The sequence below is a fragment of the Endozoicomonas acroporae genome (assembly GCF_002864045.1).
In the GTDB taxonomy this organism is placed as follows: domain Bacteria; phylum Pseudomonadota; class Gammaproteobacteria; order Pseudomonadales; family Endozoicomonadaceae; genus Endozoicomonas; species Endozoicomonas acroporae.
This window is the reverse complement of sequence record NZ_PJPV01000009.1, coordinates 87,039-110,488: the sequence shown is the minus strand read 5'-3', so window position 1 is coordinate 110,488 and position 23,450 is coordinate 87,039. Positions and strand designations below refer to the sequence as shown.

Genomic DNA, 23,450 nt, shown 5'->3' with positions numbered 1-23,450 from the left:
TTGTGTTAAACTGCCGTCCACTTCGATAACCATGCAGTGATAATTCTTCCAATGTCTCAAAGAATCAGCGAACACTACAAGGCCATTATTGAGTCCGTCGGTGAAGATATTCATCGGGAAGGCCTCAGAGATACGCCGCTTCGCGCTGCCAAAGCAATGCAATACCTGACCAGAGGCTATAGCCAGACACTGGAAGAGATCGTTAATGGTGCGGTGTTTGAATCCGACATCAGCGAAATGGTCGTGATCAAAGACATTGAACTGTACTCAATGTGTGAGCATCACCTGCTGCCCTTTATTGGCAAGTGTCATATTGGCTATGTACCCAATGGTAAGGTGCTCGGCCTGTCCAAGTTTGCCCGCATTGTGGATATGTTCGCCCGCCGCCTGCAGATTCAGGAAAACATGACCAAACAGATTGCCGACGCCATTATGGAAGTCACCGACGCCAAAGGGGTTGCCGTGGTGATTGAGGCGCAACATATGTGCATGATGATGCGCGGTGTGGAAAAACAGAACTCATCCATGACCTCTTCGGTCATGCGCGGCCTGATGAAAGACAATCAGCCTACGCGTGAAGAGTTTCTGCGTTTTATTCGCTGATAACCTTGATCATGGGCAACAAAAAAGCCAGCATTTGCTGGCTTTTTTGCTATCAAAGAACTGTCCTGAAATAACTTCCACATTTCCGATGTTATCCAATAAGAAAAAACCTTGCCACGGAGACACAGAGGAAAAGATTTTTTCTTTTCTCTGTGTGTCCGTGCCTCCGTAGCAAAAAATAGAAAGTTATTCAGGGAAAATTCCTTAGGCTTAACACCAGTCCAGAATCACTTTCCCTGACTGCCCGGAACCCATGATTTCAAAACCTTTGTCAAAATCATCAACCGGGAATCGGTGCGTAATGATTGGAGAAATATCCAGACCAGACTGCAACATGCTGGTCATCTTGTACCAGGTCTCAAACATCTCACGACCATAAATACCTTTGATCACCAGACCTTTGAAGATCACCTGGTTCCAGTCAATCACCGTATCACTGGCTGGAATCCCCAGCAGGGCAATCTTGCCACCGTAGTTCATATTTTCCAGCATCTGCTTAAATGCACGACCATTGCCGGACATTTCAAGGCCCACATCAAAGCCTTCAACCATGCCCAGCTCAGCCATCACTTCCGGCAGATCGGTATTGGCAACATTCACGGCGCGGGTCGCCCCCATTTTACGGGCCAGATCCAGACGGTATTCGTTGACATCGGTAATCACCACATTGCGGGCACCGACATGTTTACAGATGGCTGCCGCCATAATGCCGATGGGGCCGGCACCGGTGATCAGTACATCTTCTCCCACCAGGTCAAAAGAGAGTGCGGTGTGCACCGCATTACCAAACGGGTCAAAAATTGCGGCCAGGTCATCACTGATATCATCAGGAATCGGGAAGGCATTAACCGCCGGAATCACCAGGTATTCGGCAAACGCACCGTCACGATTGACGCCAACACCCACAGTAAAGTTGCAGAGATGACGGCGGCCAGCACGGCAATTACGACAGTGGCCACAGGTAATATGGCCTTCACCGGAAACCCGCTGACCGACCTCAAAGCCACGCACACCGTCACCCATGTCAACGATTTCGCCGACAAATTCATGGCCAACGTGCATACCCACCGGAATGGTGTTCTGCGACCACTCATCCCAGTGATAGATATGCATGTCAGTACCACAAATGGCTGTTTTGCGGATTTTGATCAGTACATCGTTGTAACCCACTTCTGGCATGGGGCGGTCTTCCATCCAGATTCCTGGTTCTGCTTTGCTTTTGGCTAATGTCTTCACAGTGTCAGTTTTCTCAATGGGCCTGCTATTCAGAATAGCAAGCCGGCTGTTTTGTAAATCAATGGCTTAATTCAGTGGATAACGCCCAACTCTCGACCAACCTTGGCGAAAGCGGCAATGGCTTTGTCCAGGTGCTCTCTGCTGTGGGCAGCGGACATCTGGGTACGAATTCTCGCCTGCCCTTTTGGCACTACCGGGAAGGAGAAACCAACCACGTAAATCCCCTCTTCCAGCATACGGTCGGCAAACTGGCCAGCCAGTGACGCATCACCCAGCATCACCGGTACAATCGGATGATCGGCACCGGCCAGGGTAAAGCCCAGCCTGGTCATTTCGGCGCGGAAATAGTCGGCATTATCACGTACCTTCCGGCGCAGTTCTGCGCCTTCAGCCAGCATCTCAAACACTTTGATCGAAGCAGCAGCAATGCTCGGTGACAGCGTGTTGGAGAAGAGGTATGGACGGGAACGATTACGCAACCAGTCAATCACTTCCTTTTTACCGGAGGTGTAACCACCGGAAGCACCACCCAGTGCTTTACCCAGGGTACCGGTGAGAATATCCACACGTCCCATAACATCACAGAACTCCGGAGTACCAACCCCTTTCTCACCAATAAAACCGGTGGCATGGCAGTCATCCACCATCACCAGCGCACCGTATTTATCCGCCAGATCGCAGATGCCTTTCAGGTTGGCGATAACCCCATCCATGGAGAATACGCCATCGGTAGCAATCAGTTTGGTTTTGGCACTGGCAGCCTCGGCCGCCTGCAGCTGTGCTTCCAGATCGGCCATATCGTTATTGGCATAGCGGAAACGTTTGGCTTTGGACAGGCGCACACCATCAATAATACTGGCATGGTTGAGCGCATCACTGATAATGGCGTCATCCGGCCCCAGGATGGTTTCAAACAGACCACCATTGGCATCAAAACAGGAAGGATAGAGGATGGTATCTTCCATGCCCAGGAACCGGGAGATATGAGCTTCCAGATCTTTATGAACGGTCTGGGTACCGCAGATAAAACGTACGGAAGCCATACCAAAGCCATATTGATCAAGTCCCTGTTTACCCGCTTCAATCAGCTCCGGTGCATTGGCCAGGCCCAGGTAGTTATTGGCACAGAAGTTAAGCACTTCATCACCGCTCTCACCATTGGAGAGTACTTTGATTTCAGCCTGTTGCTGGGAGCTGATCACCCGTTCACTTTTATAAAGCCCTTCCTGTTTGAGCTCATCCAGCTGCCTGCGCAGCCCTTGATAAAAATCGGCCTTCATTTCGACTCCTGTTCTCGGTAATTTCCAGCATCCCGCCTTTGAGCATCTGCCAAGGGCACAGTTGTCCCGGGAGGCTGTCAGGCCAATGGGGATGTCTTTCTGTCATCAACCAGATCATTGTAGATGATTGGCCTAATAGTGGATCAGCGAGGATTCCCATTGAACCGGCATTTGTACCTATTATCAGGGCTTTTGCGCCAATTCACCTGATTAATCCGGTGAGTCACTGCTGACTTCTGGTTCAGTGGTTGAAGCAGCGCAGAGTTCGAAAAATCAAAGGCTGCCTGAGAATACCGTACCCACCATCAAGGCGGTCATGGCGGCAGCCAATGGTTGGCTGACCAGTCAAAGCAGGCATCCTTCAACAGCATTCCGTTGAACCTTTTGGGAGAACAATGGGTCTAAATGAACAATGGGTCTAAATAAAGAAAGTTCAAAGACAATTGGCAACTGATGAATTTCATCACCCGGAGTTTCTTGCCATATGGATAATGTACATTCGACCAGCAGTTGTTTTCTGTGCCATGCCGCTCAGGCTACTGATATCACCCCACCCGCTGATAGCACCCCACCCGCTGATAGCACCCCACCCGCTGACGATGATATGGTCAACTGCGCCCGGGGTCACGCATTCCACCGTAACTGCCTGATTCGGCGGGATTGCTTCCGGCGTTGCCCCCAAACTAACTGCAACGCCCACATTCCCTGCTTTGTCAAACCACTGGCTGACCGCCTGGCACGATCATTACTGCCTTATATTGGCCTGGACGAGCTACTAGATAGAGTGGTCATGACCGACGCCCTGCAAGCTGGCGTTTCCCTGGAAAATGCCCGGCAATTCGTTTCAGAGTCGGAGTTTTTATCGGAGTACCTCCGGCGAATGCTGCCCGGATCAATGAGCTCTGTTACCTTTAGCCTGGCGGCTATAATCGCGACCTCCTTAATTACCAATTACCTGTTGCCACCGCTACCAGACTTTTCCGGTTCCCGGGATGATTCTGCCAGCCCTCCCATGGAGGAGGTGTTATTGCCGAGGGATTAGTACATGGTTTGAATGAGTTTGACGTGTACAATCTCCGTTCACCCTGAGCGGAGTCGAAGGGTGCTTGGCACGATCTATCAGAGTCCAGCGTTTCCGCCTTTAGGCCCTTTGGGTCCTTCGACAGGCTTCAGGACGAACGGAGTACGGAGGCACGACAACCCGTCAAACTCATTGAAACCATTTACTATTGCATGGTTTAAATGGGCGTGTTGCCGTTCTAACACAGTCGTTTTTGAGAGGCCTCTCTGTCAGTTGAAGAGAGGCCTGAGGAAGTGTTTATGGAAGAGTCAGAGAGGCCACAATGGTATCCACCACCGAGTCTACAGAAGCATTATCCGCCACCTCATCTTCCGTGATAATCAACACGGCCACTTCAGCCTTGAGTAACGCATCCGCCTTGGCAGCCCACTGTTCATCATCACTGCCAATCACCAATGGATAAAACCCACGATCAAACAGCTGTCGTTCAATAATTTTGGCATGCTGTCCGGCAACTTTAAACACACCGCCTTTCTGACCCAGGCGCTGTTGCCGATGGACTCTGGCGAGCGAATCCTGCTGAGTGCGCTCACTGACTCCCCGTACCATACCGGCAGCAACCGTGGCGTTACTGAGCCGGTCAATAACAATAAAGGCACCGGTCTGGCGGTTACGCTGGTAGCTGTCCACAGGCACGGCCCTGGTCAGCCTGAGCTGGCACAGGCCAATTTCATTCAGAGCCAACTGCTCTGCCGGGTGATGGGCCAGGGAGTTCACATCAACCCGGTGATCAACCCCGGCAAAACTGCCCGGAACCTTGCCGGCAGAAAACTTGATCTGATACTGCCTGCCGGGGCTCATGGGCTGTTCCGCCATCCACACCAGATCCACATCCAGATCAGCAGCCACCTGAACACTGCTGTCCCGGCGCACCAGCATATCACCACGGCTGATATCAATTTCATCGGTCAGGGTCAGGGTAACCGCCTGACCCGCATGGGCTTCTGGCAGATCGCCATCCCAGGTCACAATGCGGGCAATGGTGCTCACCTGACCCGAGGGTAGTACCTTGATCTGATCGCCGGGCTTGATCTTGCCTGAAGCCAGCGTTCCTGAAAAGCCACGAAAATCCAGGTTAGGGCGATTGACATATTGAACCGGGAAACGGAAGTCATCCAGGTTACGGTCCCGGGCAATCTCGACATTTTCCAACACGTCCATCAGCGTACTGTCACGATACCAGGACATCCGTTCGCTGCGGTGTACCACATTGTCGCCTTCCAGCGCCGACATGGGCACAAACTGGATATCACCCAATTGCAACGGTTCTGCAAAATCAAGGTACTGGTTACGAATCTCTTCAAACCGAGCCTTGCTGAAATCCACCAGATCCATCTTATTGATGGCCACGACAATATGCTTTATGCCCAGCAAGCTGGCTATGTAGGTATGTCGACGGGTCTGGGTCAGCACGCCCTGGCGGGCATCAATCAAAATAATCGCCAGATCACAGGTGGAAGCGCCGGTTGCCATATTTCGGGTGTACTGCTCATGCCCGGGCGTATCGGCAATGATGTACTTACGTTTTTCGGTGGAAAAATAGCGGTAGGCCACATCAATGGTAATGCCCTGCTCACGTTCTGCCTGCAGACCATCCACCAGCAGCGCCAGATCCAGTTTTTCCCCCTGGGTACCTACTCGTTTACTGTCGTTTTCTACGGCAGCCAGCTGGTCTTCATAAATCATGCTGGTGTCGTGCAAAAGACGGCCAATCAGGGTGCTTTTACCATCATCAACACTGCCACAGGTAAGAAAACGCAGCATCTCTTTCTGTTCATGACGGTTCAGGTACTCTTCGATATCGGTGGCAATAAGTTCAGATTGGTGTGACATCAGAAATACCCTTCCTGCTTTTTCTTTTCCATGGAGCCGGCACTGTCATGGTCGATCACCCGGCCCTGTCGCTCAGAGGTTCTGGTCAGGAGCATCTCCTGAATCACGTCGGTCAGTGTATCGGCTTCAGATTCTACGGCACCGGTCAGCGGGTAGCATCCCAGGGTTCTGAAGCGTACTTTTCGTAACTGGGGTTGTTCACCGGGTTGCAACGGCATCCGCTCATCGTCCACCATAATCAGGTTGCCATCACGCTCCACCACCGGGCGTTCTTTGGCAAGATACAGTGGCACAATAGGGATCTGTTCCAGGTGGATATACTGCCAGATATCGAGCTCCGTCCAGTTTGACAGCGGGAACACGCGAATACTCTCGCCCTTCTCAACCTGGCTATTGTAGATATTCCAAAGTTCCGGTCTCTGGTTTTTCGGATCCCAGCGATGGTTTTTGTCACGAAAAGAGTAAACCCGCTCTTTCGCCCTGGATTTTTCTTCATCCCGACGGGCACCACCAAACGCAGCATCAAAGCCGTATTTATCCAATGCCTGCTTGAGTGCCTGGGTTTTCATCACATCGGTATGTTTTGCGCTGCCATGGGTAAATGGCCCGACGCCCTGCGCCAGACCTTCCGGATTGGTATGCACCAGCAGCTCAAGACCCAGTCTTTGTGCCAGCTGATCCCGAAACTCAATCATTTCCCGGAATTTCCAGGTGGTATCTACGTGTAATAAAGGAAAGGGCGGTTTACCCGGGTAAAAAGCTTTCATGGCCAGATGCAGCATCACGGCAGAATCTTTGCCAATAGAGTAAAGCATGACAGGGTTTTCAAACTCAGCAGCCACTTCCCGGATGATATGGATGCTTTCCGCTTCCAGCTGTTTTAGATGATTGAAGTCTTGATCCGACATGCATTTCGACCCAAAGCGAAGTTATTGTTGTGCTCTAAGTGAAATACTATCAGTGAAAATAGAATAATAAATTCAATATCTATATTGTTTTTATATATAAATATATCGCTTACTGATTCCCCCTGAATTCAGTGGTGAACCCGTCAGCTAAACGCTAAACCCTCAGTTAATATGGACTTTGTATTGACGGTGAGTGTCGGGTATCGCATTCCCACGGGAGGCTTCGGCTGTTGTGATAGTCTTACAAGCATTGGAACCACAAAGACACGAAGACACAAAGGAAGACTTTTTTGTTTGCCGGGCGTAGTTCAGACAAACCCATAAAAACTTTGTGTCTTCGTGTCTTTGTGGTTCTATCAATGCGCCATTATCTTTACAGCACAATACTGCTGAACACAAAACCGGCAATCACAGAGAACACAATCGCCATCAGTCCTGGCAGCATAAAACTGTGGTTGAACACATACTTGCCAATGCGGGTCGTGCCAGTGCTGTCAAAGTCGATAGAGGCAATGATCGGACCGTAGTTAGGTACAAAGAAGTAACCGTTAACCGCCGGGAACATAGCGACCAGAGAGGCTACTGGCAAACCAAGAGCCACACCCAGAGGCATCAGTGTCGACGTAGTCGCGCCCTGGCTGTTAACCATCACAGAGAGAATAAACAGTGCGATGGCAAATGCCCATGGAGCACTGTGAACCAGATCAGAGATACCGCCTTTGAGCAGCACATCGTGGGCAGCGAAAAAGCTGTCCCCCAGCCAGGCAATACCGAAGATAGCAATAATTGCCCGCATACCCGCCAGGAATACATCACCACGGCTGGCTTCAGCAACATCCGCTTTACCCAGCCAGACAATCAGTGCCGATACCGCCAGCATAATGATTTCAATGGTGTGCGCCATGGACATGGCAGAGCCATTGAACTGAGGACGTAAACCGGGAATCGCCCCCATCAGAACCACCAGAACGGCACCAAACAGGAACAGCAGAACGGAGATTTTCGCACCAGGCTTCAGTTCAACAGCAGAAACCGTGGTGGTTTCTTCCATCTTGCGGCGAAACTCCGGATCTTGCATACGACGCTGATATTCAGGGTCATCCTTCAGCTCTTTACCCAGCTTATTGGTCACCAGGGCGGCCAGGAACAGGCCAACCATGGTTGCCGGAATGGTTGTGCCCAAAATTTGTCCCAGGGTAATGTCATACTTTGTCGACATAATGGTCAGCATGGCAACCGTGGCTGCGGCAATCGGGCTGGCCACAATACCCACCTGAGAGGCGATGACTGCCATGGACATAGGACGCTCCGGGCGCACACCGGTGCGGCGGGCCACTTCAGCAATCACGGGCAGCACAGAGTAAGCAACGTGACCAGTACCGGCAAACATGGTGAAGAAGTAAGTGACTGCCGGCGCAATAAAGGTAATACGCTTTGGATTTTTTCTGAGAATACGTTCCGCCAGCTGTACCAGGTAATCCATACCACCGGCTGCCTGCATACAGGCAGCAGCAGAAACCACCGCCAGAATCATCAGCATGACATCAATCGGTGGTGAAGTCGGCTGGATACCGAACAAAAAGGAGAGCGTGGCAAGACCCACCCCCCCCATCAAACCAAGACCAATCCCCCCGATACGTGCACCCACCAGGATGCACAAAATCACAATGGCCAACTGTAGCCAGATCATAATTACCCCCCAACAACACGACAGTGCTGTCCAAAACGACAAGACAAAACTGCCTCGTGCTGTGGCCACTCAGGCTTAACAGCGAGGCAGAAGAAAAAGCGAGGACAAGTGTACGAGAGTTATTTTTTATACAGATTGACTTACAGCAACAATTTCAACGGCGTTTAAATAATTAATGAATGTGCTATTTCAACTGTAATCAAAGAAGAACAAGCCACCTGTTTTTTCTAACAACACGGCACAAAATTAATAAAAGAAAATTTATACCGGAGAATCGATATCAACAAACTCATGCTCAATGCCTGTTTCCTCATGCAGCCAGCGAGCCAGTGCCTGAACCCCATAACGCTCGGTAGCATGATGACCTGCGCTGATATAATGAATGCCATTTTCCCTGGCAAAATGCACCGTTGACTCCGAAATCTCACCACTGACAAAAGCATCCACCCCCAGGTTAAGAGCCTTATCAATCATGCTTTGAGCGGCCCCGGTACACCAGGCGATGGTTTTGATGGGGTGGTTTCCTCCGGCAATCACCAGTGGATCACGTCCCAGCTTGCCGGAAATTTCCTGGCTCAACTCATCCAGCGACAGCTTTCGCCCTGTTGTGCCCCAGTTACCCACCGGCAATTTGGCTCCCGGCTCCATGCCACCCACGACATCCCACCCCATCAAGCGGGCAAGCTCTGCGTTATTGCCAAACACCGGATGGGCATCCAGTGGCAAATGATAGGCCACCAGACTGATATGGTTCGCCAGCAGCGTTTCGATGCGCCGACGTTTGCTGCCGGTAATCACCGCGTCTTCACCACGCCAGAAATAGCCATGATGAACCAGAATGGCATCGGCCTTTAGCTCAATGGCGCGGTCAATCAGGGCCTGACAGGCCGTGACCCCCGTGACTATTTTCTTTATTGGCGTGTCCGCTGCCGGGCTGGCATCGACCTGAATACCATTGGGACAGTAATCTTTAAACAGACCAGGCTGTAACTCCTGATCCAGTAATGCCACCATTTCTTTTAAGGTCATATCTTGTGATGTCGGCACCATCGGTTCTCTCCATCCTTACATCGCTGTATATTAAGAATCGTATTTTGTTGGTCTCATTATAATCACATAACGGCAATTCCCATGGGCTGCGAATGAAAAAACTGCTTAAGTCGGTGGGCTTACCCATCCTGATCGGGCTATTCACCGCGATCACAGTACTGCTGATCAGGCCTGAGTTCGGTGGTATTTCAGAAAAATCCCGCAACCGCTTTATTGAACAATCCTCCAGAGTGTTCAATGTCACCGGGCAGGTTTCCTACAGCGATGCCGTGAAAAAGGCCGCACCGGCTGTGGTCAGTATCTCTACCAACAGCCTGTCACAGCGTGGTGACAGCAACCTGCCACTGCCCCAGAGAACCCATGCCCGCAGCACCCCGGAAGGTTCCGGCGTTATTGTTGATCCTGAAGGTTATATCCTGACCAACCACCATGTGATTCAAAATGCGGCCAGGCTGATGATTACCCTGCGCGATGGCCGGGAAGTCAAAGCCCGCATTATTGGCACCGACCCGGAAAGTGATCTTGCCGTGTTGAAAGTCAACCTGAAGGATTTGCCTTACCTGGACCTGGTGGACTCTGGCAGCGCAGAAATTGGCGATGTAGTGCTGGCCATTGGCAACCCATTCGGACTGGGACAGACGGTGACCATGGGCATTATCAGCGCCACCGGCCGGAATGACCTGCAACTGAATACCTATGAAGACTTTATCCAGACCGATGCCGCCATCAATATCGGCAACTCCGGTGGTGCCCTGGTCAATGCCTATGGTGATCTGATTGGCATCAGTACGCTATTGTTTTCCCGTGGTGGGGGCAGTGAAGGGGTTGGCTTTGTGATTCCCTCCAATATGGCCCGCTTTGTTATGGATTCCATCATTAAATACGGCCGGGTGATTCGGGGCTGGCTGGGTATTGAGTCACAGCCACTGAGCTCGGCACTGGCAGAAGCCTACGGTATCAGCACGAAAATTGGCATTTTGATTACCGGGGTTTATGAAGATGGTCCTGCCGACCAGGCAGGTTTGCGACGTGGTGATATTCTTACCGGCATCAATGGCCAGAGCACCCGGGATGGCCGCAAGGTAATGAATATGGTGGCCCGTATTCCACCGGGCCAACGGATGACCATGCAGGTGTTGAGGGATGGCGAAGCGATTGAGTTAACCGCACAGGCAACGACAAGGCCAACTATTGTTAACTGAATGCAATGCACTCGTGCATGGTTTCAATGAGTTTGACGTGTACTATCTCCGTTCACCCTGAGCGGAGTCGAAGGGTGCTTGGCACGATCTATCAGAATCCGAAGTTTCCGCCCTTCGTCAAGCTCAGGACGAACGGAGTGCGGAGGCATGTCAACCCGTCAAACTCATTGAAACCATGTACTAGGAGCCTAATTATTTCGAAAATTCGAGCCACCCATGAAATTAGCCATATTGCCAGAGGGGCGAACATCCTGACCATTGGGGCCATCGTTTGAAAAAGGGTCAACGTTTTGCATTCGCGAGCATCCCTGAGCCCCGGATTGTGGCTTGGCCTGGTCTTTTTCGGAATAGATAGCCTTATAATACGATGTCAGGTTAATCCCATGGGCGTACAGAGGTTTCTTACTATCCAGTGTTCTGTACTTCACCTCACTCGAACCCAATCTTCTGGTACGGATCTCAAGCGTTGAATTGCTAATCACTTCAAGGGGGTGATTCTGGTGTTCGGAGCAAAAAACATATTCCAGGCGTTGCTGCTTAAACCCCGGTTTTAATGGCACATAAGGGTCTTTTGGTTTACATCCCTCGCCTTGAGTGACTGGGTAAAAGGTTGTGATAACGGCATAATGACCTTCTGATACTTTGGATGCATCTGCTTTAAATGCTGCTCCTGCTTTTGAGCCAAGCTTACTTGCTACTAATTCCGCTTCCTTGCTGGGGTTATGAACAGAAAAGAGGCGGACGTAGCAGTCACAATCTGTAATCTTGACCAATTTTCCATCACGCGAAAAACTTTCAATCTGGGATATGTTTGGGGTTTTATCTGCGTGTGTTAAATAGAGGTCATTTTGCGTGAAGACAGTCAGGGTGCGAGTTTTACCGACACCTGTCAAAACAAATGACCTGGTATCTTTCGGATTTAATGGGGAATTACCGATGAGCTTGAGAAATTCATCATGTGTTGTACCAATGGAAATGGTTGGCATGCTGCCACTGCTTGCGTTCATAATAATATCTCCCTGATTGGGAACCGTTAAAAGGATTCGTTCTATGCCAACAATCCAGATAGCTGTTTAAATATCAGACTTCCAATTCAGGCAAAAGTTCAAACATCACCCTTGAAAAACATCGGTTAAATTTTCAGCGGGTGGTAGACAAACGCTTTTAAGGAATCCTTCAGTGGCAGACAGTCAGAGTCTGTTGACAGCACTTCTGCCAACAATATCCGATTTTGCACCAGGCGTTGACGAATGCAGGTTCGGGCACAGGCTTGCAGCGATCCGGGTTGATAAACGGGTATATGATTGCGCAGGGAATCGATGATTTCGGGGGCGGCCCCTCCAGCTTCAGCACTCTTCATAGCTGTCCAGCCCAGCTGGTTACGCACACCGGGATCGGCACCACTATCCATCAGAATCCTGACCAATTCCGGGCTTTGATTTGCTATCCCCAGATGCAGCGGGGTATCGCCATCTTCACCACGGGCATTGGGGTCAGCGCCGTTAGCCAGTAAGAGCTTGAGCAGCTGGACAGCGCAGCCATCATCTCTGTTTACCACAAAATTCAGCGTGGTCTGGCCAGAATTGCTGCAAGTATTGGGGTCAGCACCGTTAGCCAGCATCAGCCTGACTTCAGCAACAGGTCGCAGTTTTTCTACCAGACAGTTCAACGTGGTTCGGCCAGAGCTGTTGCACAGGTCGGGATCGGGGTTGGCACCGTGATTCAACAGTGTATGGACAATATCGGTGTGTTGTTTAGATACTGCCTTGTAAAGTGGGTTCAAGGTCCAGACGCCAAACGTGTCGGGGTTGGCACTGTGAGCCAGCAACTTGTCAACTATTTTGCTCGCCCCTTGTTCCGCCGCTTTATTAAGTGGGGTAAAACCGAACTGGTCAGGAATATCGGGGTCAGCACCGTGCTCCAACAGAGTACTTACGGCCGAAAGATTGTCACAGATAACGGCACATTGCAGGGGGGTACGGTTCAGTGCAGTCACGGCATTAAGGTCGGCACCGTGATTCAGCAGGCAATTCAGGAGCAGCGCGGTCTGATCGTTGCTGTTCCTTGTAGCAAAGTGCAACGCAGTAAAGTGGCCGCTGTCACAGGTTTTCGGGTCTGCTCCCCGGTGCAGCAAGGCTTTGACCCTATCATAGTTGCCATGCCAGGCAGCATCCAGGAGCTGGTCGTTAAGGGCTGGGGGGTCATTATATCTGACGACTGATGTCGCTTTGTCGTCCGTCGATAACGGTAATCTTCGGTTACTTGCCGAAGCGGCGGCAAATCCCGGATTGATGTCTGCTGAGGTGCCCGGCTGCTGCAGAGACAGCAAAGGCGTTGCAGGTAAACTGCCGGTCGGTTCCTCTGGCTGGTCGCTTCCAATCCAGGGATACAGACATTGTCTGATACTTGCGAACATTTCGTTAAAACGTCAGTGGGTTGGACACAAATTTTTTCAACGTATTTGGCAACGGCAAACCTTGAGTTACTAATGACAGCGGTTTTGCCCGGTTTTTTTTCAGAGTCATCTGTGGCTGCACCCGGGTTGCACGAATACAATTTCGGGCACAAACTTTCGTCGCCCCGGGTTTAAAGGGCTCACGCAGGGCATCAATGATGTGCACAGGTGCCCCTGTAGCGAGGGCAGCCTCCAGGGCGGTCTGGCCTGACTGGTTGCGAATATCAGGATTGGCACCATGGGCCAGCAGCATGTCAACACAGGTTGAGTTGCTGTTCTTTATCGCCAGATGCAGCGGGGTTTCGCCCTTTTTGCTCACCTTGTCGGGATTGGCACCGTGAGCCAGCAAATCGTCAACCATGTTGGTGCGCCCATTAAAGACTGCATGATCCAGCGCGGTACTACCGTCATTATCAGGAATATTGGGATCGGCACCTTCGCCCAGTAGGGTGTTAACGGTCAAAAGTGAAAATATGTCCCCAATGACAGCATTGTACAGCGGGGTGTGTCCCATACTATTACGGGCATTAATATCGGCACCGTGATCCAGCAGGCACTTCAGGAGCATGACGGTCTGATCGTCTGGATCCGATCCGGCCCAGTGCAGCGCCGTCCAATGAGCGAGGTTATGGACTTGCGGATCAGCCTCGTGATCCAGCAAAGCCTTGCAGACATCATAACTGCCTTTTTTGGCAGCCAGAAGCAGAGGTATGAACTCTTCATTAGTCAACGGATCGATAGTGGAGACATTGGGGTCAATCCCTCTGTCCAGCAGTGTCTTGAGACATTCGTGCACTCTGTATGAGTCCCTGAACCAAAAAAGCGGGTAGCGGCCTTGCTGGTCACAGAGATTGGGATTGATTCCCTGCTCCTCCAGCAGGTTCAGCAGGTCGTAGAGGGCTGACAGATCACCTTTGCTTCCTTTCCTGATTGCTACTGCCAGTTGATCACCCAAATCACCCAAATCGAGGTCAGACGTCGATGGATGTATGTTCCCGTTACCCCGGGAAGCCACCGCACGTGCTGAAATATTTCCTTCGCAGGCAATGGGTTGCTGGAGAGAAGGTACTGGCTGTGCATGCCAACCCTCGGCCGTTGCCGCCGAATTGGCCGTGTCATCCCGGGATAAACAGGGTCTGATGTTTGAGTACGTTTCGTTAAGAGCCAGCGGGTTGGACACAAATTCTGTCAAAGGATCTGACAACGACAGGCGTTGAGATTTTATTGACAGCGGTTTTGCCCGAGTTTTTTTCAGGGTCATCCGGGGCCGCAGCAGGGTTGCACGAATACAGTTTCGGGTACAAATCTGCAGCGACAAGGGTCTAAAGGGCTCACGCAGGGTATCAATGATGCGAGGAGGTGAACCTTTAACCAAGGCAACCTCCAGGGCGGTCTGGCCAGACGAATTGCGAATATTGGGATTGGCACCATGGGCCAGCAGCATGTCAACACAGGTTGAGTTGCTTTTCTTTATCGCCAGATGCAGCGGGGTATCGCCCTTTTTGCTCGCCTTGTTGGGATTGGCACCGTAAGCAAGGAGCATATCCACAATGTCGTCTGTGTATTGCTTGCTTAATGCCACGCAAAGTGAGTTGCTCACTCCGTAGCTGTGGATGCTGCCAGGCGTATCAGGATTGGCACCATGAGCAAGCAAGTCGTCGACAATGTTAGCGCACCTGTTAAAGACTGCATGGTCCAGCGCGGTTTTACCATCTATATCAGGAATATTGGGATCGGCACCTTCGCCCAGCAGGATGTTAACGGTCAGAAGTTCCCTGCGAAGGACGGCAATGCACAGCGGGGTGTACCCGGCATCATTACGGGCATTAATATCGATACCATGATCCAGCAGACACTTCAGGAGCATGACGCTCTGTTCGCTTACATGCCGTGCGGCAAAGTGCAGCGCCGTCCAATTAGCGCCGTCACGGGCTTGCGGATCCGCTCCGTGGTCCAGCAAGGCCTTGCTGATCTCATAACTGCCCTTTTCGGCAGCCAGAAGCAGAGGTATGCAATCTTTATTAGTCAACGGGTCAAAAGTGGCGAAATTGGGGTCAATCCCCCTGGTCAGCAGGGTCTTGAGGACATTTGACCCTCCGCTGTATTGGTAACTGATCCAATAGAGCGGGTGGCGGCCTTGCTGGTCGCAGAGATTGGGGTCAATCCCCCGCTCCTCCAGCAGATTCAGCAGGTTGTCTACGGCTTTGTGGTCACCCTCCCTGGTTGCTGCTACCAGTTGATTGCCCAAATCAACCAAATCGAGACCAGACGTCGATGGCTGCATGCTCCCATTGCCCGGTGAAGCCCCCCCACGTGCTGAACTATTTTTTGCACTGGCAACGGGTTGCTGGAGAGAAGGTACTGGCTGTGCGTGGAAACCCTCGGCCGTTTCCTCAGGATTGGCAGTGTCATCCCGGGAAGATGAACATTGTCTGATGCTTGAGAACATTTCGTTAAAACGTCAGTGGGTTAGAAACAAATTTTTTCAACGTATTTGGTAACGGCAAACGTTGAGTTACCAGTGACAGCGGTTTTGCCCGAGTTTTTTTCAGCGTCATCTGCGGCTGCACCCGGGTTGCACGCATACAGTTTCGGGCACAAACTTTCGTCGCCCCGGGTGTAAAGGGCTCACGCAGGGCACCAATGATGCGAGGAGGTGACCCTGCAACAACGGCAACCTCCAGGGCGGTCTGGCCTGACGATTTGCGAATATTGGGATTGGCACCACGGGCCAGCAGCATATCAACACAGGTTGAGTTGCTTTTCTCTATCGCCATATGCAGCGGGGGATCACCCTTAATGCCCGCCTTATTGGGATTGGCACCGTAAGCAAGGAGCATATCCACAATATCTGTCCTTTGCCCGCGTAATGCCTCGTACAGTGCGTTGCTCCACCCGACTTCGTCGCGGTTATTACCAGGCGTATCAGGATTGGCACCATGAGCCAGCAAGTCGTCGACCATGTTAGTGTATCCTCCGGAGACTGCATGGTCCAACGCGGTACAACCGTGATTATCAGGAATATTGGGATCAGCGCCTTCATCCAGCAGGACGTTAACGGCCACAAGGTCGCCGCGAATGATGGCATTGCACAGCGGGGTGCGCCCCGGATCATTACGGGCATTAATATCGGCCCCATAATCCAGCAGGCACTTCAGGAGCATGACCATCTGCCTGCTGCTTTCTCCCCATGTGGCCCAGTGCAGCGCTGTGTAATTAGAGCGGTCATGGGCTTGCGGATCGGCTCCGTGCTCCAGCAGGGCCTTGCTAACCTCATAACTGCCGTTTCTGGTTGCCTGAAGCAGGGGTATGTACTCGTTATTATTATACGGATCAATGGTGGAGACATTGGGGTCAATCCCCCTGTCCAGCAGGGTCTTAAGGATATTGGACGCTCTGAAATCATCACTGACCCAATAGAGCGGGTAGTAGCCTTGCTGGTCGCAGAGATTTGGCGCAATCCCCCGCTTCTCCAGCAGGTTCAGCAGGTTGTCGAGGGCTGGCAGGTCTCCCTTCCTGATTGCCGCTGCCAGTTGATTGCCCAAATCACCCAAATCGAGATCAGACGCCGATGGACGTATGCTTCCGTTGCCTGGGGAAGCCACCGCACGTGCTGAAATATTTTCTGCGCTGACAACAGGTTGCTGGAGAGAGGGTACTGCCCGTGCGTGGGAACCCTCGGCCGTTTCCTGCGGATTGGCAGAGTCATCCCAGGGAAATAAACATTGTCTGATGCTTGAGTACATTTCTTTAAAAGTCAGTGGGTTGGTCACAAATTTCTTCAAGGGTTCTGACAACAGCAGGTGTTGAGATGCTATTGACAGCGGTTTTGCCCGGTTTTTTTTCGGGATCATCCGAGGCCGCATCAGGGTTGCACGAATACAGTTTCGGGCACAAATCTGCAGCGACCCGGGTTTAAAGGGCTCACGCAGGGCGTCAATGATGCGAGATGGTGCCCCTGCAACGACGGCAACCTCCAGGGCGGTCTGGCCTGACTGATTGCGAATATTGGGATTGGCTCCATGGGCCAGCAGCTTGTCAACACAGCTTGCGTTGCTTTTCTCTATCGCCAGATGCAGCGGGGTATCGCCCTTTTTGCTCGCCTTGTTGGGATTGGCACCGTAAGCAAGGAGCATATCCACAATGTCGTCTGTGTATTGATTACTTAATGCCATGCACAGTGCGTTGCTCCACCCGTGGTCGTGGATGTCGCCGGGCGTATCAGGATTGGCACCATGAGCCAGCAAGTCGTCAACCATGTTGGTGCGCTCGTTAAAGACTGCATGGTCCAGCGCGGTACTACCATCATTATCAGGAATATTGGGATCGGCACCTTCGCTCAGCAGGATGTTAACGGCTGGAAGTACGTCACCAATGACGGCATTGCACAGCGGGGTGCATCCCCTACTATTACGGGCATTAATATCAGCACCGTGATCCAGCAGGCACTTCACGAGCATGACGCTTTGTATCTTGTACTCCCATGTGGCCCAGTGCAGCGCTGTCCAATTAGAACAGCCACGGACATGCGGATCAGCTCCGTATTCCAGCAAGACCTTGCTGACTTCATAACTGCCTCTGTCGGCGGCACAAAGTAGAGGTATGTTCGTTTTTCTATTCCACCGATCAATGTTGCAGAGATTGGGGTTCGCCCCCCTGTCCAGCAGGGTCTTGAGAATTCTGTCAGCTCTGCCCACGGCACTGGCCCAATAGAGCGGATAGCGGCCTTCCCGGTCGCAGAGATTCGGGTCGATCCCCAGATCCTGCACCAAGTTCAGCAGGTCGTTGACGGCTGCCAGATCTCGCTTCCTGATTGCCGCTGCCAGTTGATCGCCCAGGCCCCGCAAATCGACATCAGACGTCAGTGGATGTAAGCTCCCGTTGCCTGGGGATGCCACCGCTCGTGCTGAAATATTTTCTGCATTGGCAACGGGTTGCTGGAGAGAAGGTACTGGCTGTGCGTGGGAACCCTCGGCCGTTTCCTCCGGATTGGCAGTGTCATCCCGGGAAGATGAACATTGTCTGATGCTTGAGTACATTTCGTTAAAAAGTCAGTGGGTTGGACACAAATTTTGTCAAGTTATTTGGCAACGGCAGGCGTTGAGATACTATTGACAGCGGTTTTGCCCGAGTTTTTTTCGGGGTCATCTGTGGCTGCACCTGGGTTGTACGAATACAGTCTCGGGCACAAACTTTCGGAGCCCCGGGTTTAAAGGGCTCACGCAGGGCATCAATGGTGCGGGGAGGTAACCCTGCATCTACGGCAACCGCCAGGGCGGTTTGGCCTGACTGGTTGCGAATATTGGGATTGGCACCATGGGCCAGCAAGTCGTCAACCATGTTGCTGCACCTGTTAAAGACTGCATAGTCCAGTGCGGTTTTACCATCTTTATCAGGAATATTGGGATCGGCTCCTTCGCCCAGCAGGATGTTAACGGTCATAAGCTCCTTACGAAGGACCGCAATGCACAGCGGGGTGTGCCCATCATGATTACGGGCATTAATATCGGCACCGTGATCCAGCAGGCACTTCAGGAGCATGACTTTCTGTTCGCTAAATCGCCGTGCGGCAAAGTGCAGCACCGTCCACCCGCAGTCATGGGCTTGCAGATCAGCTCCGTGGTCCAGCAAGGCCTTGCTGATCTCATAACTGCCATCTTCGGCAGCCAGAAGCAGAGGTATGTACTCTCTATTAGTCAATGGGTCGAAAGTGACGAAATTGGGGTCAACCCCCCTGGTCAGCAGGGTCTTGATGACATTTGCCACTCTGCTGGATCGGTCACTGAGACAATAGAGCGGGTGGTGGCCTTGCCGGTCACAGAGATTGGGGTCAATCCCCCGCTCCTCCAGCAGGTCCAGCAGGTTGTCTACGGTTTCCCGGTCACCATTACTGGTTGCTGCTACCAGTTGATCAACCAAATCAAGATCAGACGTCGATGGATGCATGCTCCCGTTGCCTGGGGAAGCCACCCCATGTGCTGAAATATTTTCTGCGCTGGCAAAATGGCGATCCCCGGCCGTTTGCTCCGGATTGGCAGCGTCAGGTGAACATTGTCTGATGCTTGAGTCCATTTCTGCCAAAGTCAGTGGGTTAGACACTGATTTTGTCAAAGGATCTGCTAACGACAGGTGTTGAGATTCTTTTGACAGCGGTTTTATCCGGTTTTTTTTCTGGGTCATCCGGGGCCGCATCAGGGTTGCACGAATACAGCGTCGGGCACAAAACTGCAGCGACCCCGGTTTAAAGGGCTCACGCAGGGCATCAATGATGCGCGGAGGTGACTCTGTAACGAGGGCAGCCTCCAGGGCGGTCTGGCCTGACTGGTTGCGAATATTGGGATTGGCACCATGGGCCAGCAGCTTGTCAACACCGGTTGCGTTGCTTTTCTCTATCGCCAGATGCAGCGGGGTATCGCCCTTTTTGCTCGCCTTGTTGGGATTGGCACCGTAAGCAAGGAGCATATCCACAATGTCGTCTGTGTATTGCTTACTTAATGCCATGCAAAGTGAGTTACCCCACCCGCAGCTGTGGGAGTCGCCGGGCGTATCAGGATTGGCACCGTGAGCCAGCAAATCGTCAACCATGTTGGTGCACCCGTTAAAGACTGCATGGTCCAGCGCAGTACTACCGTCATTATCAGGAATATTGGGATCGGCACCTTCGCTCAGCAGGATGTTAACGGCCAGAAGAGTGTCACGAATGACGGCATTGCACAGCGGGGTGCGTCCAATACTATTACGGGCATTAATATCAGCACCGTGATCCAGCAGGCACTTCATGAGCATGATGCTCTGTTTGCCGAATTTCCGTGTGACCCAGTGCAGTGCCGTCCAATCAGAGCCGTCACGGGCTCGCGGATCAGCTCCGTATTCCAGCAAGACCTTGCTGACCTCATAACTGCCGCTTTCGGCGGCACAAAGTAGAGGTATGTTCTTTTTTCCATTCCACGGATCAATGTTGCAGAGATTGGGGTTCGCCCCCCTGTCCAGCAGGGTCTTGAGAATTCTGTCAGTGCTGCCCTGGCAACTGGCCCAATAAAGTGGGTAGTAGCCTTGCCGGTCGCAGAGATCGGGGTCAATCCCCAGATCCTGCACCAGATTCAGCAGGTCGTTGACGGCTGCCAGATCTCGCTTCCTGATTGCCGCTGCCAGTTGATCGCCCAGGCCCCGCAAATCAACATCAGACGTCAGTGGACGTAAGATCCCGTTGCCTGGGGAAGCCACCCCACGTGCTGAACTATTTTCTGCGCTGGCAACAGGTTGCTGGATAGCAGGCGATGACTGTACATTAGAACTACCGGCTCCTTCCTCCGGATTATCAGTATCATCCCAGGGTAATAAACACTGTCTGATATCTGGGCTCATGTCTGTCCGTCGCTGGAAAATCCCAAAGGGGGAGTTTGATACCTGCCTTATTCGTTCCTGAATCTGGCGTTTCATCATTTTAAGAGACAAATGACGAATAGAGGCTAGTTCAAAAGGCCCGTTGTGCAAGCCTGTTGCCTATGTTTTGTTCTGGTGACAATACCGGGCAAGCGTTCATGCTTAACTCGGCAAGTACTCTTTCCCCCAGCCAGTACCGATAACTTTGTCGTTTAGCATGGTGGCAATTTGTTCATCGGTATAACCAAGACCCGCAACAATCTCGGTAGTCGAACGGCCTAATCGCTCGGTTGGTGTTTGCGCAATAATCTGTGCCCGTGAAGGCCTGATTGAGTAGTGATCAATAATAGTCACTGCATGTCCACTGGGATGATCGCGGTAGCTGGAAAACGCATAACTGCCAAGGTCAATTCCCACTTTGCCATCGGCAGGGCGAGTGTAACGCTCCCGAAGCTCGGCGATCCCCACTGAGCGCACCGCTGCAATATCCTGTTCCCGCAGCGCCTGCGCCCAATGATCGGCGCTTTCCCCGGAGAGAACCTCGGTCAAAAAGGCCTTCTTATCTTTTGCTTCACTGATGCCAGCAAGGCCCGGAACGCGTTCCAGCTTGATCAACTCCTGCTCACTGGCATCAATAAATAAATTGCCGTCTTTCGTTGCGTAAAAATGCGATAAATCGTGATTGCCCAAGGCTTCTCGCCCGGATGCTTCATCAAACGGAGCACGCCCCTGATAATCATAGGCAAATTTAATTTGTGCCAGATTGGTTGCCGCAGATAACGAAGTGCACGCCCGGCTGTGCCGCCCGGTGCGCATTTTGTGATAAAGACTCAAGGCCATCCCCAAACCGCCAACAAAACCACAATTAACATCCAAAGTGCCTAAGTGTGCGTGTTCTTCTGGCGTTTGTGGTCCACCAAAACGACTCATAATGCCGCTATTTGCCTGAATAATATCGTCGTAGCCTATGTAGTCTGTTTTGGGTCCACGGGTTGGTCCTCCCAGGCAGTCTAAACGACAGAATAACACGCCCGGATTAACGGCCTGTAAGCTGGCTTCGTCCAGGCCCAGAGGTACTATCTGGCGCTCGGGGGCATTAATTAACACCAGGTCAACGGACCGAATTAGCTGGTGAAAAATATCCCGTCCCTGTTCAGTATTGATATCAACCAAAGCACTCTTTTTGCCAATATTGGCTTGAAAACTGTACACGGTGCCAATCAGTGGATCATACAATGGTGTAACCGGATCCAATTTGATCACTTCGGCACCAAAGCGACTTAAAAAGGCGGCAGAATGGGGGCCGGCAATGACATTGGTTAAGTCGAGTATTTTCACACCTGCCAACCAGGCCTGCCGGTTGTCCTTTGCCGCAACCGCGCCAGTGGGCGGGGGCGTTGCTTTAACCTCTGAAAGCTCAGCCAGTGCTGCCTCAAAATCAACCGTGACTCTGGCCCTTGGCTGTAACATTTGTTCAGCCGATTCTTCCAGCCAGACCATAGGCCCCGGTTGTTTCATCATTCCGTATTCAGGATCATCCACTTCAACGATCAATCCCGCCTGCGCACAGTGGTCACTGTTCACCCATTCCTGAGTGGTGCGATGCGGTGCCCCCGGAATTTGCCCTTCACCAAAGATAACCCCCCACTCTTCTGAGGTTTTGGTTAAAAACACCTGCTTCATTTTGGCTGAAATAATATCCGCCCACTTCTTCGGCAGTGGATAAACGCCAATGGAGGTTTCGTCATCCCACTCATCAACCGGTAAATGCAGATTGTGCACCTCAGGTAAGCCTTCGGCCAACAACTCGTCATATAAGCCCGTCACCTGTAAACAACGTTTGGCATGATTGCGATGGGATGGACAAACGACGTAGAAAAAGCGACCGTCTTTGCATTTATAAGTACGATAAAAGGGATCCAGGTACTCTTGTAAATCGTCGTAGCTAACATCCATCGGCAGATTGTTTTCCTTGCGATGGCTGATTTCATGCTCGCGCATGGTCAGGTAGCGTTTGGGCAAATCTTCAATAACGATGGAGTTGTACGACAGCCCTTCCATTAAGGCAGCGACAATCGGCACTTCAATATGATCACCAACACCGAGTTTTTCCCGGGCGAACAGTGCCATCACCACCGAGCTGGCCGCCAGCGTTGTCGCATAGGCTGAGCACAATGACAAAGGAGAAAAACTGGGATCCACGCCCATCAACACCCGGTTAAAGCCCATATCGGTGAAAGCACCAGAGTTAGCGGCAACAATAGCCTCTGTTGCTTTCCACTGACTGCGCAACTGATCATTACTGGCGTAGCCCGGCATGGAAATTGTGATCAGCTCAGGACGTGCTTGCCGCAACTGTGCAAAATCAATTCCCAGACGCTTTAAGACACCGGGACGAAAACTTTCTAAAACAATATCGGCGTGATCAATTAAGGTTAACGCCTGCACCAGACCCTGATCGGATTTCAGATCAATAGTTACCGTGGTTTTGTTCCGGTTCAAAACAGCATTGGCAGGGCTCTGCCATTGTGGTCCGGTTGGCGGATCAATATGAATCACCGTTGCCCCCAGGTCAGCCAGAATCATGGCGACGGCAGGCCCGGCTATTTGCTGGCCAAAATCGATAACCCGAATACCGATTAATGGTAGATTTGCTTTCATACTCAATGTGTTTTCTCACTCTATTTAATTAGTAGTTCTGACTTTCAATCTCCAGCGTAAAAACGTGA

At 51.7% G+C, this 23,450-nt stretch carries 15 protein-coding genes; 3 read left to right on the top strand and 12 right to left on the bottom strand.

What is annotated here, in order from left to right; translation table 11 throughout:
• Nucleotides 1-51 precede the first annotated feature (51 nt).
• Nucleotides 52-603 carry a GTP cyclohydrolase I FolE gene (folE, locus tag CX664_RS02090; RefSeq protein WP_101745113.1) on the top strand — a complete coding sequence of 184 codons (552 nt, stop codon included), beginning with the start codon at nt 52-54 and terminating at the stop codon, nt 601-603.
• 210 nt (nt 604-813) lie between these two features.
• Here folE and tdh read toward each other — a convergent pair whose 3' ends face one another.
• Nucleotides 814-1,839 (bottom strand): L-threonine 3-dehydrogenase, encoded by a 1,026-nt coding sequence (gene tdh / locus CX664_RS02085; RefSeq protein WP_101745112.1) that lies wholly within the window; start codon nt 1,837-1,839, stop codon nt 814-816.
• A gap of 71 nt (nt 1,840-1,910) precedes the next feature.
• Nucleotides 1,911-3,119 carry a glycine C-acetyltransferase gene (locus CX664_RS02080; protein WP_101745111.1) on the bottom strand — a complete coding sequence of 403 codons (1,209 nt, stop codon included), beginning with the start codon at nt 3,117-3,119 and terminating at the stop codon, nt 1,911-1,913.
• A gap of 484 nt (nt 3,120-3,603) precedes the next feature.
• On the opposite strand from CX664_RS02080, the gene CX664_RS02075 reads away from it, so the two are divergent.
• Complete coding sequence (locus tag CX664_RS02075; RefSeq protein WP_101745110.1) at nt 3,604-4,161, top strand: hypothetical protein; 558 nt, start codon at nt 3,604-3,606, stop codon at nt 4,159-4,161.
• Between the two features lie 276 nt (nt 4,162-4,437).
• Here CX664_RS02075 and cysN read toward each other — a convergent pair whose 3' ends face one another.
• The 4 genes from cysN to CX664_RS02055 form a co-directional block, all read right to left on the bottom strand.
• A complete protein-coding gene (gene cysN / locus CX664_RS02070) occupies nt 4,438-6,033 on the bottom strand; it encodes a sulfate adenylyltransferase subunit CysN (protein ID WP_101745109.1) in 1,596 nt (531 codons plus the stop codon).
• Nucleotides 6,033-6,941, bottom strand: coding sequence for a sulfate adenylyltransferase subunit CysD (gene cysD / locus CX664_RS02065; protein ID WP_101745108.1), 909 nt, complete (start codon nt 6,939-6,941; stop codon nt 6,033-6,035). The genes cysN and cysD overlap by 1 nt, the downstream gene beginning before the upstream one ends.
• 373 nt (nt 6,942-7,314) lie before the next feature.
• A complete protein-coding gene (locus CX664_RS02060; protein ID WP_101745107.1) occupies nt 7,315-8,631 on the bottom strand; it encodes an anaerobic C4-dicarboxylate transporter family protein in 1,317 nt (438 codons plus the stop codon).
• Between the two features lie 261 nt (nt 8,632-8,892).
• Nucleotides 8,893-9,681 carry a Nif3-like dinuclear metal center hexameric protein gene (locus tag CX664_RS02055; RefSeq protein WP_276328464.1) on the bottom strand — a complete coding sequence of 263 codons (789 nt, stop codon included), beginning with the start codon at nt 9,679-9,681 and terminating at the stop codon, nt 8,893-8,895.
• A 92-nt stretch (nt 9,682-9,773) separates the two neighbouring features.
• Here CX664_RS02055 and CX664_RS02050 point away from each other — a divergent pair, with 92 nt between their 5' ends.
• Complete coding sequence (locus tag CX664_RS02050) at nt 9,774-10,883, top strand: S1C family serine protease (protein ID WP_101745106.1); 1,110 nt, start codon at nt 9,774-9,776, stop codon at nt 10,881-10,883.
• A 188-nt stretch (nt 10,884-11,071) separates the two neighbouring features.
• Here the strand turns inward: CX664_RS02050 and CX664_RS02045 are convergent, their stop codons facing one another.
• From CX664_RS02045 to CX664_RS02020, 6 genes are all read right to left on the bottom strand, one after another.
• Nucleotides 11,072-11,890 carry a hypothetical protein gene (locus tag CX664_RS02045; RefSeq protein WP_101745105.1) on the bottom strand — a complete coding sequence of 273 codons (819 nt, stop codon included), beginning with the start codon at nt 11,888-11,890 and terminating at the stop codon, nt 11,072-11,074.
• A gap of 125 nt (nt 11,891-12,015) precedes the next feature.
• Nucleotides 12,016-13,299 (bottom strand): ankyrin repeat domain-containing protein, encoded by a 1,284-nt coding sequence (locus CX664_RS02040; protein ID WP_101745104.1) that lies wholly within the window; start codon nt 13,297-13,299, stop codon nt 12,016-12,018.
• Between the two features lie 4 nt (nt 13,300-13,303).
• Nucleotides 13,304-15,787, bottom strand: a complete 2,484-nt coding sequence (locus tag CX664_RS02035) for an ankyrin repeat domain-containing protein (protein WP_101745103.1) — start codon at nt 15,785-15,787, stop codon at nt 13,304-13,306.
• Between the two features lie 4 nt (nt 15,788-15,791).
• Entirely contained in the window at nt 15,792-18,377 is a 2,586-nt protein-coding gene (locus tag CX664_RS02030; RefSeq protein ID WP_101745102.1) for an ankyrin repeat domain-containing protein, read from the bottom strand.
• 4 nt (nt 18,378-18,381) lie between these two features.
• The gene (locus tag CX664_RS02025; protein ID WP_163369621.1) at nt 18,382-20,703 is read right to left on the bottom strand and encodes an ankyrin repeat domain-containing protein; all 2,322 of its coding nucleotides are present in this window, start codon (nt 20,701-20,703) and stop codon (nt 18,382-18,384) included.
• 180 nt (nt 20,704-20,883) lie between these two features.
• On the bottom strand, nt 20,884-23,382 hold the full coding sequence (locus tag CX664_RS02020) for a CoA transferase (protein ID WP_101745100.1): 2,499 nt from the start codon (nt 23,380-23,382) through the stop codon (nt 20,884-20,886).
• Between the last annotated feature and the right edge of the window lie 68 nt (nt 23,383-23,450).